General features: G+C 69.9%; 12 protein-coding genes. 8 read left to right on the forward strand and 4 right to left on the reverse strand.

The annotated features are described in order from the left end of the window. The first annotated feature begins 10 nt into the window (after positions 1-10). On the forward strand, positions 11-1,504 hold the full coding sequence (gene hflX, locus ACWD1Z_RS27580; RefSeq protein WP_451122283.1) for a GTPase HflX: 1,494 nt from the start codon (positions 11-13) through the stop codon (positions 1,502-1,504). Between the two features lie 156 nt (positions 1,505-1,660). On the opposite strand, the gene ACWD1Z_RS27585 is transcribed toward hflX, so the two are convergent. Both ACWD1Z_RS27585 and ACWD1Z_RS27590 read right to left on the reverse strand, forming a co-directional pair. After that, positions 1,661-2,830 carry a trypsin-like serine peptidase gene (locus ACWD1Z_RS27585; protein WP_451122284.1) on the reverse strand — a complete coding sequence of 390 codons (1,170 nt, stop codon included), beginning with the start codon at positions 2,828-2,830 and terminating at the stop codon, positions 1,661-1,663. A gap of 136 nt (positions 2,831-2,966) precedes the next feature. Further along, positions 2,967-4,187, reverse strand: coding sequence for a trypsin-like serine peptidase (locus tag ACWD1Z_RS27590; RefSeq protein WP_451122285.1), 1,221 nt, complete (start codon positions 4,185-4,187; stop codon positions 2,967-2,969). A gap of 626 nt (positions 4,188-4,813) precedes the next feature. Between ACWD1Z_RS27590 and ACWD1Z_RS27595 the strand changes: the two genes are divergently transcribed. From ACWD1Z_RS27595 to ACWD1Z_RS27610, 4 genes are all read left to right on the forward strand, one after another. Beyond that, on the forward strand, positions 4,814-6,313 hold the full coding sequence (locus ACWD1Z_RS27595) for a diaminobutyrate--2-oxoglutarate transaminase family protein (protein ID WP_451122358.1): 1,500 nt from the start codon (positions 4,814-4,816) through the stop codon (positions 6,311-6,313). Between the two features lie 45 nt (positions 6,314-6,358). Further along, on the forward strand, positions 6,359-8,494 hold the full coding sequence (locus ACWD1Z_RS27600) for an IucA/IucC family protein (RefSeq protein WP_451122286.1): 2,136 nt from the start codon (positions 6,359-6,361) through the stop codon (positions 8,492-8,494). 96 nt (positions 8,495-8,590) lie between these two features. Next, positions 8,591-9,421: a GNAT family N-acetyltransferase gene (locus tag ACWD1Z_RS27605; RefSeq protein ID WP_451122287.1), complete on the forward strand. Its 831-nt coding sequence runs from the start codon at positions 8,591-8,593 to the stop codon at positions 9,419-9,421. Positions 9,422-9,738: 317 nt separating this feature from the next. Then, positions 9,739-11,724 carry an ATP-dependent DNA helicase gene (locus tag ACWD1Z_RS27610; protein ID WP_451122288.1) on the forward strand — a complete coding sequence of 662 codons (1,986 nt, stop codon included), beginning with the start codon at positions 9,739-9,741 and terminating at the stop codon, positions 11,722-11,724. Between the two features lie 170 nt (positions 11,725-11,894). Here the strand turns inward: ACWD1Z_RS27610 and lexA are convergent, their stop codons facing one another. After that, entirely contained in the window at positions 11,895-12,674 is a 780-nt protein-coding gene (gene lexA / locus ACWD1Z_RS27615; protein WP_250079895.1) for a transcriptional repressor LexA, read from the reverse strand. A gap of 575 nt (positions 12,675-13,249) precedes the next feature. Between lexA and nrdR the strand changes: the two genes are divergently transcribed. Together nrdR and ACWD1Z_RS27625 are read left to right on the forward strand one after the other, a co-directional pair. Next, on the forward strand, positions 13,250-13,798 hold the full coding sequence (nrdR, locus tag ACWD1Z_RS27620) for a transcriptional regulator NrdR (RefSeq protein ID WP_389421005.1): 549 nt from the start codon (positions 13,250-13,252) through the stop codon (positions 13,796-13,798). Between the two features lie 167 nt (positions 13,799-13,965). After that, positions 13,966-16,860, forward strand: coding sequence for a vitamin B12-dependent ribonucleotide reductase (locus ACWD1Z_RS27625; RefSeq protein ID WP_451122289.1), 2,895 nt, complete (start codon positions 13,966-13,968; stop codon positions 16,858-16,860). Positions 16,861-16,927: 67 nt separating this feature from the next. On the opposite strand, the gene ACWD1Z_RS27630 is transcribed toward ACWD1Z_RS27625, so the two are convergent. Continuing rightward, complete coding sequence (locus ACWD1Z_RS27630; RefSeq protein WP_451122290.1) at positions 16,928-17,461, reverse strand: TerD family protein; 534 nt, start codon at positions 17,459-17,461, stop codon at positions 16,928-16,930. A gap of 155 nt (positions 17,462-17,616) precedes the next feature. On the opposite strand from ACWD1Z_RS27630, the gene ACWD1Z_RS27635 reads away from it, so the two are divergent. Further along, positions 17,617-18,222 (forward strand): YdbC family protein, encoded by a 606-nt coding sequence (locus tag ACWD1Z_RS27635; protein ID WP_451122291.1) that lies wholly within the window; start codon positions 17,617-17,619, stop codon positions 18,220-18,222. Positions 18,223-18,248: the final 26 nt, after the last annotated feature.

Raw genomic sequence — 18,248 nt, forward strand, 5'->3', positions numbered from 1 at the left:
TAAGGATCCAATGACCTCCTCTTCTTCCTCTTCCCAGGACTCGCAGCGCCTCGCGCACACCTACCCCGACGGTCTTCGGGCCGATGCCCTGATGGAAGAGGACGTCGCCTGGAGCCACGAGATCGACGGAGAGCGGGACGGCGACCAGTTCGACCGCTCCGAGCGCGCGGCTCTGCGCCGCGTCGCGGGCCTCTCCACCGAACTCGAGGACGTCACCGAGGTCGAGTACCGCCAGCTCAGGCTGGAGCGGGTCGTGCTCGTCGGTGTCTGGACCACGGGGACCGTGCAGGACTCGGAGAACTCCCTCGCCGAGCTGGCCGCCCTCGCGGAGACCGCGGGCGCGCTCGTGCTCGACGGCGTGATCCAGCGCCGCGACAAGCCGGACGCGGCCACCTTCATCGGCTCCGGCAAGGCTCTCGAGCTGCGCGACATCGTCCTCGAGACCGGCGCGGACACCGTCATCTGCGACGGTGAGCTCGGCCCGGGCCAGCTCATCGCCCTCGAAGACGTCGTCAAGGTCAAGGTCATCGACCGTACGGCCCTGATCCTCGACATCTTCGCCCAGCACGCCAAGTCCCGGGAGGGCAAGGCGCAGGTCGCGCTCGCGCAGATGCAGTACATGCTGCCGAGGCTGCGCGGCTGGGGCCAGTCGCTGTCCCGTCAGATGGGCGGCGGCAAGGGCGGCGGCCTCGCCACCCGTGGTCCCGGTGAGACCAAGATCGAGACGGACCGGCGCCGGATCCGCGAGAAGATGGCGAAGATGCGCCGGGAGATCGCGGACATGAAGACCGGCCGCGAGATCAAGCGCCAGGAGCGCAAGCGCCACAAGGTGCCCTCCGTCGCCATCGCGGGCTACACCAACGCCGGTAAGTCCTCCCTGCTCAACCGCCTCACGGGCGCGGGCGTCCTGGTCGAGAACGCCCTGTTCGCGACCCTGGACCCGACCGTCCGCCGGGCCGAGACCCCGAGCGGCCGGCTCTACACGCTGGCCGACACCGTCGGCTTCGTCCGGCACCTGCCGCACCACCTGGTCGAGGCGTTCCGCTCCACCATGGAGGAGGTCGGCGAGTCCGACCTGATCCTGCACGTGGTCGACGGTTCGCACCCGAACCCGGAGGAGCAGCTGGCCGCCGTGCGCGAGGTGATCAGGGACGTCGGCGCCACCGACGTACCCGAGATCGTCGTGATCAACAAGGCCGACGCGGCCGACCCGCTGACCCTGCAGCGGCTGATGCGGATCGAGAAGCGTTCCATCGCGGTCTCGGCCCGTACCGGCCGGGGCATCCCCGAGCTGCTCGCGCTGATCGACAACGAGCTGCCGCGGCCGTCGGTCGAGATCGAGGCCCTGGTGCCGTACACCCTCGGCAAGCTCGTCGCCCGCGCGCACGACGAGGGCGAGGTGATCTCCGCGGAGCACACCCCGGAGGGCACCCTGCTCAAGGCCCGGGTGCACGAGGAACTGGCGGCCGAGCTGGCGCCGTACGTGCCCGCTCCCGCCGCGTAAGCGGTAAGCGCGAAGAAGGCCCGCCTCCCAGGGAGGCGGGCCTTCTTCATGTCCGCGTCTCGTGGAGGCGGGCTTTGGTCATGCCGGTGTCTCGTGGAGGCGGGCTTTGGTCATGCCGGCGTCCCGGGGAGACGGGCCTTGGTCATGCCGGCGTAGTCACTGGCCGCCGTAGGTCTTGCTCATGTTCTGGTACAGCGCCTCCGCGCTCTTGCCGAGCTGCGGCCCGGCCAGCCAGGTGTTGTCCTCGGGGCCGATCGACGTGTTCGACACCAGCTTGGTCTCACCGTCCACCACCCGGAACCAGCCGCCACCGGAGGAGCCCCCGGTCATCGTGCAGCCGATCCGGTACATCGTCGGCAGCGTCGGGTTCAGCGAGAACCGGCCCGGCCGGTCGAGGCACTTGAACATCTGCTGACCGTTGTACGGCGGCGCCGCCGGGTAGCCCCAGGCGCCCATCGTGCCCGACTCGGTCGCGGACGGGGCCGAGAAGTCCACGTCCAGCGCCGCGCCGACGGTCTCCTCGAGCGACTTGGAGCCCTGCTCCGGCTTCACATGCAACACCGAGTAGTCGTACGCCGCACCCGCACCGCCGGTGGCCGAGCCGCCCTGGATCCACTCGTTGGACGTGGCGGCCCAGTCCGCCCACCAGTTGCCGTAAGGGGCGATCTCGGTGGCGTTCGCGCCGGCCAGCTGCGCCTCGGACTTGCCGAGGTCGTTGTAGGCCGGGACGAAGACGATGTTGCGGTACCAGCCGCCCGCACCGCCCGCGTGCACACAGTGGCCGGCCGTCCACACCAGGTTGGACTTGCCCGGGTGGTTGACGTCCTTGATCACCGTGCCGGAGCAGACGGCGGGACCGTCGGGGGAGTCGAAGAAGACCTTCCCGACCGGAGCGGCGTTCTGGTGGTACGGCGTCTTCTCGGCCGTCGCCTGCACGGGCTCCGGCTCCGGGTCGCTGATGCCCTGGTCGGCGGAGGCGTCCTTCGTCGAGACGGTCTTGTCGGCCTCTTCCGCGGATCGCATCCGGTCCGGCTTCCACAGGCCCTCGATCACCGGGTTGACGAAGTCCTTGGCCTGACTGAGCCACTTGTCCTTGTCCCAGTCCTGCCAGCCGCCGTCGGCCCAGGCATCGACGTCGATGCCGTGTTCCTTCAGCCTGTCGGCGATGCCCTGACCGATCTCGGCCTTGCCCTGGTCGGCGGCGGCCTGAGAGGTGCTCGGCTTGTCACTCGCCTTGTCGTCGCCGGAACCGCTGCACGCAGTGGCGGTCAGCGCCACGGCCGCGAGAAGCGCGGTGGCGGCGAGGCGGGTACGTGTGGAACGCATGCTGCGGTGACCCCCGTAGTACTGCTCTGACTGATTCGCACGTGCCCCTGGCACGCGACCCCCCACTATGCCCGGGGAGTTGAGGGCGAACGGCGGTGAGACCGTGAAAGTTTCCCGGGCTCACCGCCGCCGGTGCTCACTGGCCGGCGAACTTCCCGCTGACCTCGTCGAACACACCCTTGGCCTCCGCACCGAGCCGCGGCCCGGCCAGCCAGCCCGACTCCACCGGCCCGATGGAGGTGTTGGAGACGAGCGCGGGCTTGCCGTCCGAGCCCGTCGCGACCCAGCCACCGCCCGACGAACCACCGGTCATCGTGCAGCCGATGCGGTACATCGTGGGATCGGCCTTGGTCAGCGACAGCCGCCCCGGCTGGTCCTGGCACTGGAAAAGCTTCTGCCCGTCGAACGGCGGCGCCGCCGGGTACCCGGTCGCGGTGACGCTGTCCACCTCCGGCACGGCCGGCGCGTCGAAGTCCACGGGGAGCGCCGAACCGACCATCTCCTCCAGCGACTTGCCGCCGCTGCCCTCCTCCGGCGTCACATGGATGACGGCGAAGTCGTAACTGGCGCCGTCACCGCCGGTGGCGCCACCCTGCTCGATCCACTGGTCCGAGGTCTGCACCCAGTCACCCCACCAGACACCGTACGGAGCGACCTCCTCCCGGGTGGCGCTCTCCAACTCCGCCGTCTCCATGGCGTCGTTGTTGTACGACGGCACGAACGCGATGTTCCGGTACCAGCCGCCGTCCTTGCCGGCGTGCACACAGTGGCCCGCCGTCCACACCAGGTTGGACTTACCGGGGTTGGCCGGGTCCGCCACGACCGTCGCCGAACACACCATGGTGCCCTCGGGGGAGTCGAAGAACACCTTGCCTGCCGTCGGCACGCTGTCGTGGTACGCCGCCTGCACGGCCTGCGCCTCCACCGGAGCGGGCGTCGGGTCGGTCACACCCGCGTCACCGGAGATGTCCCCGGCGTCGACGTCCTTGTCCGGCTCCTCGGCCTCACGCATCCGGTCCGGGTCCCACAGGTCCTCGATGATCGGGTTGACGAAGTCCTCGGCCTCGCGCAGCCAGTCGTCCTTGTCCCAGTTCTTCCAGGCGCCGTCCTTCCACTTGTCGATGTCGATCCCGTGCTCCTTGAGCCGGTCCTTGATGTCATCAGGGATCGAGATCTTGTCGTCACCGGCGGCGGAGGTCGCGGATGCCTCGCCACCGGCGTCGGCGTCGCCCGAGTCACAGGCGGTGGCGGTGAGCGCGAGGGCCGCGGCGAGGGCGACGGCCGCGGGCAGGGGGGACGTCCTGCGCCGCGCGCCCCTTCCTCGGCGAACGGTGAACGACGGCCGTATGGATCGCATGGTCTGACTCCCCCTGGGACGAACGAACTTGGCAGTACTGCCGCACTCCCGCGCCGCTCGACGCGGCGACCGGGAACGGCAACACACACTATGCGCTCGCTGTGGGGGACTCCCCACGGAACGGCAACGGTTCCGTCACGGCAAGGATCTTGAGGCAACCCGTAACCGGGGGAGCGGTGCGGGGTTGGTAGCGATGGGGTTCTGCTGCCTGTGCGCGGCCCTCTGTGCCCAATTCCCCGGAGCTTCGAGTGAAGCGTCGCGGGGGTGCGTATGTCGGGACGGGCGAGGACCGAGATGACCTGCTCGCCCCTGAACGGCGGGAGGACGGCGGACGGTGGCTGTGAGTGAGCCTGGCGGTGGGGGGCTGTGGCGGGGCGGTAGGGCTTGGGGGGTTGTGGCCGGGGTGCCTGGGCCCTGGGGGTCTGTGACTCGGGTGCCTGTGACTTGGGTGCCTGTGATGGGAGCGGGCGAGGCCGCCGAGGCGTGTGGGTCGAGAGCAGTGGGGGCGTGTGGGTTGGGAGCGGGTGGGCTTGAGCAAGGTGTGCGTGAGCCGGTAGTGCATGGCTCGCGTGGGCTTGAGCAGGGCATGCGTGAGTGGGGTGCACCTGACGTGGGCGGGCGTGGCGATGCGTGAGCCCCGGGTGCGTGAGCTGGGTGGGCGGAGGTTCGTGGGGCGCGGGGCCCCGGAGGACCGCTCCTCCCAGCAGGAAGGGATTCTGCGGAGGCAGGCGGCGCGCGAGTCGGCGGCACGCACCTACGCGCGGGCCCTGCCCATCGTGCCGGTACGGGCGCGCGGGATGACGATCGAGGGCGCCGACGGACGCCGGTACCTGGACTGCCTCTCCGGGGCCGGGACCCTGGCCCTGGGCCACAACCACCCGGTCGTCCTGGAGGCCATCCGCACGGTCCTGGATTCCGGTGCCCCCCTGCACGTCCTCGACTTGGCGACCCCGGTCAAGGACGCCTTCACCACCGAACTGTTCCGCACATTGCCTCCGGGGCTCGCCGAGCACGCCCGCGTGCAGTTCTGCGGTCCCGCCGGAACCGACGCCGTCGAGGCGGTCTTCAAGCTGGTCCGCACCGCCACCGGCCGCACCGGAATGCTCGCCTTCACCGGCACTTACCACGGCATGTCCGCCGGTGCCCTCGAAGCCTCCGGCAACGCCCTCGACGTACGCGTCGCCCGCGTGCCCTACCCGCAGGACTACCGCTGCCCCTTCGGCGTCGGCGGCGAACGCGGTGCCGAACTCGCCGCCCGCTGGACCGAGTCCCTCCTCGATGACCCCAAGTCGGGCGTACCGCACCCCGCCGGGATGATCCTCGAACCCGTGCAGGGCGAAGGCGGAGTGATCCCCGCCCCCGACGCCTGGCTGCGCCGCATGCGGCAACTCACCGCCGACCGGTCCATCCCACTGATCGTCGACGAGGTCCAGACCGGTGTCGGACGCACCGGCGCCTTCTGGGCCGTGGAACACAGTGGTGTCACACCCGACGTGATGGTCCTCTCCAAGGCCATCGGCGGCAGCCTCCCCCTGGCCGTCGTGGTCTACCACGAAGATCTCGACGTCCGGGTGCCCGGCACCCACGCCGACACCTTCCGCGGCAACCAACTCGCCATGGCCGCGGGCACCGCCACCCTCGCTCACGTCCGTGAGAACGGCCTCTCCGAGCGAGCCCATCACCTCGGCTCCCGCATGCTCGCCGAACTCCGCGGACAGGTCGCCGAATTCGCCTGCGTCGGCGACGTCCGGGGGAGGGGCTTGATGATCGGCGTGGAGGTGGTGGACCCGACGAAGGGGCTGACAGAGGGGTGGACGGAGGGGCCGACGGAGGAATCGCCGGAAGGGCTGATGCCGAAGCAGCCCTTTGATCCGCGTCAGCATCCGCTGCGGCCGGACGCCGCTCGCGACCCTCGTCCGCCGGCTCCGGAACTCGCCGCCGCCGTGCAGCGGGAGTGCCTGAGGCGAGGTCTGATCGTCGAACTCGGCGGACGCCACAACAGCGTCGTACGGCTCCTCCCACCGCTCACGATCAGCGACGAGCAGGCGGCCGCAGTACTGGACCGCCTCACCGACGCCCTGCACACGGTCGCCCGCGACCACGCCGAAAGCCGGCCACCGCACTGACGGCTTCCCCTCCACCAGAACCACCTCCCAGGAACAGAGCAGAAGTTGAACACCACGCGCTCATCCGACGAGCACACCCCGAGGGACTCGGCAGGCACCACCGACGCCGAGCCGCCCACGCCGACGGCCGCGTCCGTCCCCCGGCAACAGGGAGCCAGCCCCGAGCTGAGCGAACCGGGGACCGCCGAATCACCGCCGCGAGGAGGGGTTGGCGCACTCTCACCGGAGCACACTCCGGCGCAACGCGGTGGATCCGGCGCCGCACCCTCACGTCGCCCAGCCGCCGACCTCCTGGAGCACCCCGACCCGCACACCGCGGCCCAGGCCGCCGCCGTGGAGAACCTGCTCCGCTGCTGGGTGAGGGAGGCGGGCCTCCCCGCCCCCGCCGACGAGGTCCTGTACATCCCGCTGCCCGCCAGCGGCACCTCCCTCCTCGCACCGGTCCACTTCTGGTCCCCGACGGGCTGGCACCGCTTCGGCCTCCCACGTCTGGCGGGCGCACCTGACCAGTCCCCACCCGCCGACGCGGTCACAGTCGCGGCACTGCTCGCCCGGGAAACTCCGCAGGGCGCCGGCCCAGGGGCCCCTCCACCGGCCGACGGGGGAGTTGGCCCAGCAAGCCCCCCACAGGCCGACGCCGCTCCGGCACCGTACGCCGCTTCAGCGCCGGGTGACACCCGACCGACCCCCGGCGCCAACGCCAGCGCCGACGCCGCCCATGGCACCGACCTCGCCGCTCGCGTCGCCGACTCGGTCCGGCGTACCGCCCTGTTCATCAGCGACCGCCGGGACCGGCCCGCCGACGGCCCGGACCTCTTCCTCAGCGCCGAGCAGGCCCTCGTCCTGGGGCACCCGCTGCACCCCACCCCGAAGGGCCGCGAAGGCATCTCCGACTCCGAAGCCCGGCTGTACTCACCCGAACTGCGCGGCTCCTTTCCCCTCCACTGGATCGCCGTAGCGCCCTCCCTGCTCGCCACCGACTCGGCCTGGACCGAACGCGGACGCCCTGTCGCCGCGCCCCAGCTCACCGCCAGGCTCGCCGGCGCCGGCCTGCCCCTGCCCGACACCTACACGGCCCTGCCCCTGCATCCCTGGCAACTGCGCGAGGTCAGCCACCGCCCAGAGGTCGCGGCCCTGTTCGACGCCGGCCTGCTCCGGGACCTCGGCCCTCATGGAGCCCCGTGGCACCCCACCTCCTCCGTACGGACCGTCCACCGGTCCGGGGCCCCCGCCATGCTCAAGCTCTCGCTGGGCCTGTGCATCACCAACTCCCGTCGTGAAAACCTCCGTAAGGAACTGCACCGCGGTGTCGAGGTCCACCGCTTGCTGCGGGCCGGCCTGGCCGGGCAGTGGCAGACCGCGCACCCGGGCTTCGACATCGTCCGTGACCCCGCCTGGGTCGCCGTCGACGGGCCGCAGGGTGATCCGGTGCCGGGTCTCGACGTGATGATCAGGCACAACCCCTTCCACCCCGCCGCCGATGTCTCCTGCATCGCCGGACTCGTCTCGCCCCGCCCTTACGCCGAGCCGGGCGCCACCCGCGACGACCACCGGCCCGCCTGGCGGTCCCGCCTCGCCGAGGTCGTCACCCGCCTCGCCGCCCGAACCGGCCGCCCCCGTGGCGCCGTGTCCACCGAGTGGTTCCTGCGCTACCTCGAACACGTCGTCCGCCCCGTGCTCTGGCTTGACGCGAACGCGGGCATCGCCTTGGAGGCGCACCAGCAGAACACCCTGCTCCTGCTGGACTCGGACGGTTGGCCCAGCGGCGGCCGCTACCGCGACAACCAGGGCTATTACTTCCGCGAGTCCCGTCGCGCGGAACTCGACGCCCGGCTCCCCGGCATCGGCCGGCACAGCGACACGTTCGTCTCCGACGGCGTGACCGACGAGCGCTTCGCCTACTACCTCGCCATCAACAACGTGTTCGGCCTCATCGGAGCCTTCGGCTCCCAGGGCCTCGCCGATGAACGGCTGCTGCTCGCCGCCCTCCGCCGCTTCCTCGGCGACGTGGCCTCCGGGCCCGCCCGACTGAGCACCTCGCTCCCGGCCCACCTGCTCGACTCATCCACCCTGCGCTGCAAGGCCAACCTCCTGACCCGGCTGCACGGCCTGGACGAACTCGTCGGCCCGGTCGACACACAGTCCGTCTACGTCACCATCGCCAACCCCCTCCATTCCTGAGCTGCGCCGTCGAACCACCTGAACCGCACCCCCGCACCACCTCACTCCCTCCAGCAAGGACCATGACCCACCCCGTCTTCTGAGAGGAGCGTCGCCGTGCCTCCCAACGACGCGAGCACCGACGCCGGAATCGACCCCGCCGCCTTGGTCGGCACCGACACGGCCCCCGGCGCCTGCCCCGGCGACGGGGACAGCGAGGACACGCTGGACCTGCGCCTGCCCGCCGAACTCCTCGCGCTGTTCGCGGTGACGGAGGAGACCCAGGGCGAGGCCGTCGGTGACGGGGGTGAGGGGGCAGCGCCGCCTGCCTGGTCCGCCTCCGTCACGACTGCCCAGCACCGAGCCACGGCCGGCGACGATCTCCTGGACCGCGTCGTCGACTGGGGGCCGATCACCACGGCCGCGGGCGTGTTCCAACTCGTCCCCGTGCGCGTCGAACAGGACCTTCCACTCATCAGCCGCTGGATGAACGACCCCGCCGTCGCCGCCTTCTGGGAGCTGGCCGGGCCCCAGAGCGTGACCGAGGAACATCTGCGGTCCCAGCTGGTCGGGGACGGGCGCAGTGTGCCGTGCGTGGGCGTACTGGACGGCACACCCATGAGTTACTGGGAGATCTACCGGGCGGACCTCGACCCGGTGGCCCGGCACTATCCCGCCCGTCCTCACGACACCGGGATTCATCTCCTCATCGGTGATGTGGCGGACCGCGGCCGAGGTCTCGCGACCACATGTCTCCGAGCCGTCGCCGATCGTGCCCTCGAGCGGCGGCCCGCCTGTGCACGCGTCATCGCGGAACCCGACATCCGTAACACTCCTTCCGTCGCTGCCTTCCTCAGCGCCGGTTTCCGGTTCTCCGCCGAGGTCGACCTGCCCGGCAAGCGGGCCGCCCTCATGGTCCGGGACCGGGCCTTGCGCGATCTGCTGTAACGCCACGCTGTGGTGTCGTCACTTTTGGTACACCGCTCGGGCGGCCGGGGTTCCCACTCGACGCGGAGCAATCTCGAACCGGTCACCCGACCTGCCCTTCGCCTCACCCACCGGACCCACGCCGCACCCCTCCCGATGCCGCCCAGCACATCTCCCACCCGATTCGCCCCCACCCGATTCGCCCCCACTCGATCCGCTCCCACTCGATCCGCTCCCACCCGATCCGCTCCCGACCGAGGACCCGAGGTCTTGATCCAGCCCCCCTCCACCTCCGTGATCACCCGTTTGTCAGTGCCGGGCCGTAGGGTGGTCGCGCTATGACGAAGCCCTCACTCCCCGAACTCCTGCACGCTGCCGTCACTGCCGTCGGCGGTACGGAGCGCCCCGGCCAGGTGACCATGGCCGAATCCGTCGCGGAGGCGATCGACGAAGGTTCCCACCTGCTGGTCCAGGCCGGCACCGGCACCGGAAAGTCGCTCGGCTATCTCGTGCCCGCTCTCGCACACGGGGAGCGCGTCGTGGTCGCGACGGCCACCCTGGCCCTGCAGCGCCAGCTCGTGGAGCGGGATCTGCCCCGCACGGTCGACGCCCTGCACCCGCTGCTGCGCCGCCGCCCGGAGTTCGCGATGCTCAAGGGCAGGTCGAACTACCTGTGTCTGCACCGCCTCCACGAGGGCGTCCCCCAGGACGAGGAGGAAGGCCTCTTCGACCAGTTCGAGGCGGCCGCGCCCACCAGCAAGCTGGGCCAGGACCTGCTCCGCCTGCGGGAGTGGTCCGACGAGACCGAGACGGGCGACCGCGACAACCTCACCCCCGGAGTCTCGGACCGCGCCTGGGCGCAGGTCTCCGTCTCGTCCCGTGAGTGCCTGGGTGCCACGAAGTGCGCCTACGGAGCGGAGTGCTTCGCCGAGATGGCCCGCGAGCGGGCCAAGCTCGCCGAGGTCGTCGTCACGAACCACGCCCTGCTCGCGATCGACGCCATCGAGGGCGCCCCGGTCCTTCCGCAGCACGAGGTGCTCATCGTCGACGAGGCCCATGAGCTGGTCTCCCGGGTCACCGGCGTCGCCACCGGCGAGCTCACCCCGGGGCAGGTCAACCGCGCCGTGCGCCGCGCCGCGAAGCTGGTCAACGAGAAGGCCGCCGACCAGCTCCAGACCGCCGCGGAGGGCTTCGAGCGGGTAATGGAGCTGGCGCTGCCGGGCCGTCTGGAGGAGGTCCCGGAAGATCTGGGCTACGCGCTCATGGCACTGCGCGACGCCTGTCGCACGGTGATCTCGGCGATCGGCGCGACCCGTGACAAGTCCGTCCAGGACGAGGACGCGGTCCGCAAGCAGGCGCTGGCCTCGGTGGAGTCGGTGCATGACGTGGCGGAGCGGATCACCAACGGCTCCGAGTGGGACGTCGTCTGGTACGAGCGCCACGACCGCTTCGGCGCGTCCCTGCGGGTGGCGCCCATGTCGGTCTCGGGACTGCTGCGCGAGAAGCTCTTCGCGGACCGCTCGGTGGTGCTGACCTCGGCGACCCTGAAGCTGGGCGGTGACTTCAACGGCGTCGGCGCCTCCCTGGGCCTCGCCCCGGAGGGAACTGAAGGCGAGGATGTCCCGCAGTGGAAGGGGGTCGATGTCGGCTCGCCCTTCGACTATCCCAAGCAGGGAATCCTCTATGTCGCCAAGCACCTGTCGCGCCCCGCGCGGGACGGCGACCGGGCGGACATGCTGGACGAGCTGACGGAGCTGATCCAGGCGGCGGGCGGCCGGACGCTCGGCCTCTTCTCCTCTATGCGGGCCGCCCAGCTCGCCGCCGAGGAACTGCGCTCCCGGATTCCCGAGTTCCCGATCCTTCTCCAAGGCGAGGAGACGCTCGGCGAGCTCATCAAGAACTTCGCCGCCGACCCGAAGACCTGCTTGTTCGGCACGCTCTCGCTCTGGCAGGGCGTCGACGTCCCGGGCCCCAGCTGCCAGCTCGTCGTCATGGACAAGATCCCCTTCCCGCGCCCCGACGATCCGCTGATGAGCGCCCGCCAGAAGGCGGTCGAGGACGCGGGCGGCAACGGTTTCATGGCGGTGGCCGCCACCCATGCCGCACTGCTGATGGCTCAGGGCGCCGGTCGTCTCGTACGGGCGTCGGGGGACCGCGGTGTGGTCGCCGTACTGGATCAGCGGCTGGCCACAGCGCGCTACGGAAGCTATCTGAAGGCGTCGCTGCCCGACTTCTGGTACACCACGGACCGTAACCAGGTCCGTAGGTCGCTGGCCGCGATCGACGCGGCGGCACAAGCTCAGGCGCAGGCCGAAGACGAGTGAGGGGTTGGCCTGCCCCGCAGCCAGGACGGGGCCAACCACCCCTGCAGCCGGGACAGGCCAACCACCCCTGCATAACCGAGCGTCGACCGGGTCGGGAAAAGAGCAGGGCCCCGGAACCGGCGCAGGGGTCCCGGGGCCCGGTCAGATCGGCGAGATCTGCCGCGCGGTGCTCACACGCGCCGCAGCACCGCCACGACCTTGCCGAGAATGGTCGCGTCGTCGCCGGGGATCGGCTCGTACGCGGAGTTGTGCGGGAGGAGCCAGACGTGGCCGTCCTCGCGCTTGAAGCGCTTGACGGTGGCCTCGCCGTCGAGCATCGCGGCCACGATGTCGCCGTTCTCGGCGACGGGCTGACGGCGGACCGTGACCCAGTCGCCGTCGCAGATCGCGGCCTCGATCATCGAGTCACCGACGACCTTCAGGACGAACAGCTCGCCGTCGCCGACCAGCTGCCGCGGGAGAGGGAAGACGTCCTCGACGGATTCCTCCGCGAGGATCGGACCGCCGGCGGCGATCCGGCCGACCAGCGGGACGTACGACGCGGCGGGCTTGCCGGCGGTGTCCGTCGGCTGCACCGAGGCGGCCTGGTCTGAGCCGCGCACCTCGTACGCGCGCGGGCGGTGCGGATCGCGGCGGAGGAAGCCCTTGCGCTCCAGCGCCATCAGCTGGTGTGCGACCGAGGAGGTGCTCGACAGGCCGACGGCCTGGCCGATCTCGCGCATCGACGGCGGGTAGCCGCGTCGCTGCACCGAGTCCCTGATCACCTCGATGACCCGGCGCTGCCGGTCGGTCAGCCCTGAGCTGTCCGCCCGGATGCCTGGAGGTCGGCCCGGCAGGGAGCGCTTGTGCCCCTCGGGATTCGCGGCTTCGTTCATCGCATGCACCGGCTCGAGTCGGCCCTGGGAGCGGTCCTGGGCAGTGATGGTGGCACTGTCTGCGGTGGTGGTCACGTCGGCCCCTCTCGATGGTCTCCCTGCTGGACAACGGTAGTTGCTTTCGAAAGGTTGCGCCAAACACACGTTCGAGTGAAAAATCGCGATTCACCTGACGTGATCATGTGTCTGGGTGTATGGCTAACGCGGTGCCTGGCGGACAAAAGGGTCCATTGCTGTACCCTTCACCGCCGGGGTGACGACCTCGCGGGTTGTTGCCCCAGTCTGCCATCCGGCGTCCGGACGGCCGGGACGTGGTCGCCATCTCTGCGCGAGTGCCACGACGCCTCCGTGTGGCGCTCACGGTATCTCCGCATGTGCCGTAACGGTACGGCTGTGCACGCCCGTGTTGCCGCAGTACTGCGGTCCACCGCTGCGGCCCGGTGGGGTCGGTCTCCACAAGTGCGACACGCGCGCCTGGCGTGTATGTATGAGCCAATCCCCACATCTAGTGGTTGGATTGCAGCAGCAGCCCAGAAGTTGTGGTCCCCCGGGTCTTCGGACTCCCAGCGATCGCCTATGCTTGGGGCTGCTTCGAGGGGCCCGTGAGGCCCACGAGGCTATTGAGTCTGCTGTGAGGAGGGTTGGAGTTCATGCACTGCCCCTTCTGCAGGCACCCCGACAGCCGTGTGGTCGACAGTCGTACGACCGACGACGGCACGTCGATCCGCAGGCGCCGCCAGTGCCCTGACTGCTCCCGTCGTTTCACGACCGTGGAGACGTGCTCGCTCATGGTGGTGAAGCGGTCCGGAGTCACCGAGCCGTTCAGTCGGACCAAGGTCATCAACGGCGTGCGCAAGGCGTGCCAGGGGCGGCCTGTCACCGAGGACGCGCTCGCCCAACTCGGCCAGCGGGTCGAGGAGGCGGTGCGGGCCACCGGGAGCGCCGAGCTGACCACCCACGACGTGGGGCTGGCCATACTCGGCCCGTTGCAGGAGCTGGACCTCGTCGCCTACCTGCGATTCGCCTCCGTGTACCGGGCGTTCGACTCGCTGGACGACTTCGAGGCCGCGATTGCGGAACTCAGGGAGACACGACGTCCCGGCGCCGACGACGATGACGCGCGCGCGGGGAGCCAGGAAGACGACAGCGGGCCCGGAGGGACGGCTCACGTCCCCGTGCCCGCCAGCGCCGCCGACTGACCGACGGACCGGATCCGGAATTCCAGGACCCCGGGTCCGGCCGCGCGGCGGCGACCGAAGACCTGTTGCGGGCGGCAGCACGAGATGCCCGCAACACCAGACAGAACACCGTGCCACGGGAACATCGGGGCACTTCAGGGCGTTTTAGCCCGTACCAGGGAGGCGGCATGACAGAGACGGCGAGCGGTCCGGCACGAGGTTCCCGCGCCAAGGGCACCAAGACGAGCAAGGGCCTGCGTATCGAGCGCATTCACACCACCCCCGGCGTGCACCCGTACGACGAGGTCCAGTGGGAGCGCCGTGACGTCGTCATGACCAACTGGCGCGACGGCTCTGTGAACTTCGAACAGCGCGGCGTCGAGTTCCCCGACTTCTGGTCGGTGAACGCGGTCAACATCGTCACCAGCAAGTACTTCCGGGGTGCCGTCGGCACCCCGCAGCGCGAGGTGAGCCTCAGGCAGCTCATCGACCGGATCGTGAAGACGTACCGGAAGGCAGGTGAGGACTACAAGTACTTCGCCTCGCCCGCCGATGCCGAGATCTTCGAGCACGAGCTGGCCTACGCCCTCCTGCACCAGATCTTCAGCTTCAACAGCCCCGTCTGGTTCAACGTCGGCACGCCCCAGCCGCAGCAGGTCTCCGCCTGCTTCATCCTGTCCGTCGACGACTCCATGGAGTCGATCCTCGACTGGTACAAGGAAGAGGGCATGATCTTCAAGGGCGGCTCCGGCGCCGGCCTGAACCTCTCCCGCATCCGCTCCTCCAAGGAGCTGCTGTCCTCCGGCGGCAACGCCTCCGGCCCGGTCTCCTTCATGCGCGGCGCCGACGCCTCGGCCGGCACCATCAAGTCCGGCGGTGCCACCCGCCGCGCCGCCAAGATGGTCATCCTCGACGTCGACCACCCCGACATCGAGGACTTCATCGTGACCAAGGTGAAGGAGGAGGAGAAGATCCGCGCCCTGCGCGACGCGGGCTTCGACATGGACCTGGGCGGCGACGACATCACGTCCGTCCAGTACCAGAACGCCAACAACTCGGTCCGGGTGAACGACGAGTTCATGAAGGCGGTCGAGCAGGGCGGCAAGTTCGGCCTCCGCGCGCGGATGACCGGCGAGGTCATCGAAGAGGTCGACGCCAAGTCCCTGTTCCGCAAGATGGCCGAGGCGGCCTGGGCCTGCGCCGACCCGGGCATCCAGTACGACGACACCATCAACCACTGGCACACCTGCCCGGAGTCCGGCCGGATCAACGGCTCGAACCCCTGCAGCGAGTACATGCACCTGGACAACACGTCCTGCAACCTCGCCTCGCTGAACCTGATGAAGTTCCTGAAGGACGACGGCAAGGGCAACCAGTCCTTCGAGGTCGAGCGCTTCGCGAAGGTCGTCGAGCTGGTCATCACCGCGATGGACATCTCCATCTGCTTCGCGGACTTCCCGACCCAGAAGATCGGCGAGAACACGCGCGCGTTCCGCCAGCTCGGCATCGGCTACGCCAACCTCGGCGCCCTGCTGATGGCGACCGGCCACGCCTACGACTCCGACGGCGGCCGCGCCCTCGCCGGTGCCATCACCTCCCTGATGACCGGCACCTCGTACCGGCGCTCCGCCGAGCTCGCCTCGGTCGTCGGCCCGTACGACGGCTACGCCCGCAACGCTCAGCCGCACCTGCGGGTCATGAAGCAGCACGCCGACGAGAACACCAAGGCCGTCCGCGTGGACGACCTGGACACGCCGATCTGGGCCGCCGCCACGGAGTCCTGGCAGGACGTGCTGCGTCTCGGTGAGAAGAACGGTTTCCGTAACTCCCAGGCGTCCGTCATCGCCCCGACCGGCACCATCGGTCTCGCGATGTCCTGCGACACCACCGGCCTCGAGCCCGACCTCGCCCTGGTCAAGTTCAAGAAGCTGGTCGGCGGCGGCTCCATGCAGATCGTCAACGGCACCGTCCCGCAGGCCCTGCGCCGCCTGGGCTACCAGGAGGAGCAGATCGAGGCGATCGTCGCCCACATCGCCGAGCACGGCAATGTGATCGACGCTCCGGGCCTCAAGCACGAGCACTACGAGGTGTTCGACTGCGCCATGGGCGAGCGCTCCATCTCCGCGATGGGCCACGTCCGGATGATGGCCGCGATCCAGCCCTGGATCTCCGGCGCACTCTCCAAGACGGTCAACCTGCCGGAGACGGCGACCGTCGAGGACGTCGAAGAGGTCTACTTCGAGGCCTGGAAGATGGGCGTCAAGGCGCTCGCCATCTACCGCGACAACTGCAAGGTCGGCCAGCCGCTCTCCGCGAAGACCAAGGAGAAGGAGAAGGTCGAGGTCACCGAGAAGACCGAGGCGACCATCCGCGAGGCGGTCGAGAAGGTCATCGAGTACCGCCCGGTCCGCAAGCGCCTCCCCAAGGGCCGCCCCGGCATCACCACGTCCTTCACGGTCGGTGGCGCCGAGGGTTACATGACGGCCAACTCGTACCCGGACGACGGTCTCGGCGAGGTCTTCCTGAAGATGTCGAAGCAGGGCTCGACCCTCGCGGGCATGATGGACGCCTTCTCCATCGCGGTCTCCGTCGGCCTCCAGTACGGCGTGCCGCTGGAGACGTACGTCTCGAAGTTCACCAACATGCGCTTCGAGCCGGCCGGTATGACGGACGACCCGGACGTGCGGATGGCGCAGTCGATCGTCGACTACATCTTCCGCCGCCTGGCGCTGGACTTCCTGCCCTTCGAGACGCGCTCGGCGCTCGGCATCCACTCCGCCGAGGAGCGTCAGCGCCACCTGGAGACCGGTTCGTACGAGCCGGCCGACGACGAGGTCGACGTCGAGGGGCTGGCCCAGTCGGCGCCGCGCGCCCAGGAACTGAAGGCCGTCGTCACGCCCAAGGCCGAGGTCGAGGCGGCCAAGCCCGCCCCGCAGCAGGCCCACACCAGCGCCGAGCTGGTGGAGATGCAGCTGGGCATCCAGGCCGACGCCCCGCTGTGCTTCTCCTGCGGTACGAAGATGCAGCGGGCCGGTTCCTGCTACATCTGCGAGGGCTGCGGCTCGACCAGCGGTTGCAGCTGATCATCAGTCCCTGACGAAGGAGGGGCGCCGACTCTGTGTCGGCGCCCCTTTTTCGTCGTGCCTGGGGTCAGGGCTGGTGGGCCTTGCCCATGGCGCGGGTGAAGGTGGCGGGGTCGTCCTCGAAGCCGTGGATACCGGGATGGAAGTCCCAGGTGCCGTCCTCCTGGCGGGCGAACTCCGCGACCGTGGCGGCCGTAGCGCCGAGGACGCCGCCGAAGTCGTCCGTGACCAGGTCGTGGTAGCCCTCCCGGATGCGCAGACCCGGGCTGGTCACGCTGACGAAGGTGCGCCGTCCCGACCGCTGCTGGATGACGACGCCGACCACCACGCGCGCGTAGCGGCTGTCGAGGCGGTCGAGTTCCACCGTCATGACCTCGTCCCAGCCGAAGCCCTTGCCGTCGTGGCTGTCGCGGTTGAGATAGATGGTGCCGTCGGGGGACCGGCTGTCGAAGTGCACGACGAACGCCGGATCGCCGTACGGATCGCTCGCCAGGTACGCCCCGGCGACAAGATCCAGATCGGTGGGCGGCTGCCCCGCCGGACTCGGATCCCACCTGAGTGAGATCTCGACCTTCCGGATCCCCTTGTTGAGGCCGTTCACAGACTCCCCTTCCCCGGTTCAACCTGCGCGTGCGGCCCGAACTGCTCGACAGACAAGGCCGATTGTCCATCCTGCCACGCGTGCGTGCGCCCTCGTGGGCGAGCAGTCGCCGCGAGGGCGGACTGTGCCATGCTCCGTGGCCTTACCATGGCGCGGTGCTGGTCAAGTGGATTCGCTGCACCGTGGTGGACCGCCGCGGTTTCGAGCGCGGGCAGCGAAAGTGGGCGGGGCTTCTGGGGGAGCCGGGGTTTCGGGGGCAGGGCGGTGGTTGGAGCCGGAGCCGGCCGGGGGTGGCGCACGTCGTCGCCTTCTGGGAGAGCCGTGCCTTCTACGACTCCTTCATGGCGCGCTCCCACGACCGGCTGGCCGCGTCCCAGTCGGGCACGTTAAAGGACGCCCAGGTCAAGCTCTTCGACCACCGGTTCGATGTGAAGACCGGCTTCGAGCCGCGTTTCACCGACGCCGACCTGCTGCGCGTCGCGCACTGCCGGGTGCACGAGGAACGTGCCGAGCACTTCACGCTGATGCAGGAGAAGGTCTGGAACCCCGCGATGGCGGGCTCACCCGGCATGGTCCGCGGGCTGTTCGGCGAGGCACCCGGCCATGAGTTCCTCGTCCTGTCGATGTGGCTGTCCGCCGCCGAGCACGGCAAATACCGTGCCGAACGCGTCGAGCGGCTGGCCCTGAGGGCCCAGACGGAGGCGGACGTCGCCGCTCTCACCGGCGACATCGTCCAGCTGGAACCCTCCTGGACGGTGTGATCATCACGGCACATTCCGGAAGGATC

It is taken from the genome of Streptomyces sp. NPDC002784, assembly GCF_053592135.1.